General features: G+C 56.8%; 1 protein-coding gene. It reads left to right on the forward strand.

The window, feature by feature from the left end; all coding sequences use genetic code 11:
- Window positions 1-1135: IS256 family transposase (locus tag AC6R19_RS22720; RefSeq protein ID WP_500582150.1), on the forward strand; the 1135-nt coding region annotated here is incomplete at both ends.

The raw sequence follows: 1135 nt of genomic DNA on the forward strand, positions 1-1135 counted from the left end.
CTGCGTGAGGGCAAAGACCTCAGCGGCAAGGACGGCATCCTGACCCCACTGATCAAACAACTCACCGAAGCTGCCATGAAGGCGGAGCTGGAGGAGCACCTCGCCAGCGAGGACAAGCCCAACCGCAAGAATGGCACCACGTCCAAAACTATGAAAAGTCCCGCTGGCAGCTTCGAGCTGCAGGCGCCGCGGGATCGGGCTGGTACCTTCGAGCCGCAGATCGTCAAGAAGCACCAGACCCAGCTTACCGACGAACTAGAGCGCAAGATTATCGCCCTATTTGCCCTGGGTAACAGCTACCAGGACATCCGTACACACATTGCCGAAATCTACGGCATGGAACTCTCCAACGGCACCATCAACGCAATCACAGACAAGCTGCTGCCCGAGCTTCAGGCATGGCGTGAGCGCGATCTGGAGGCCGTCTACCCCATCGTCTGGCTGGACGCCATCCATTACAAAATCAGGGAAAATGGCCGCTATGTCAGCAAGGCCATCTACACTATTCTTGGCCTGAATATCGAAGGCAAGAAAGAGCTGCTGGGGCTCTATCTGTCCGACCAGGAGGGCGCCCATCACTGGCTGAGCGTACTTACCGACCTCCACAACCGCGGGGTCAAGGACATCCTGATTGCCTGTGTAGACGGCCTGAAGGGCTTCCCTGAAGCCATTGAGAGCATCTATCCCAACACCGAGATCCAGCACTGCATCATCCACCAGATCCGCAACTCAATGAAATACGTCGCCTCGAAAAACCAGAAGGTCTTTATGGCCGACCTCAAGTGCATCTACAAAGCGGCAACGCTCAATGCCGCCGAGAGTGCCCTAGACGAGCTGGAGGCCAAGTGGGGCGATAAGTACCCAATGGTGATCAAGTCCTGGCGCAGCAAGTGGCCGACCCTGTCGGCCTACTTCAAATACCCGGACTACGTGCGTACGGCGATTTACACCACCAACGCCGTCGAGGCTGTCCACCGCCAGTTCCGCAAGCTGACTAAGACCAAGGGCGGCTTTGCCAGTGAGAACAGCTTACTCAAACTGCTCTATGCCGGTATACTGAAAGCCTCCGAGCGATGGACGCATCCGATTCAGAACTGGAACCTGACGCTATCACAGCTGACGATCCACTTCCCGG

Source organism: Microbulbifer sp. SE14, from assembly GCF_059834885.1.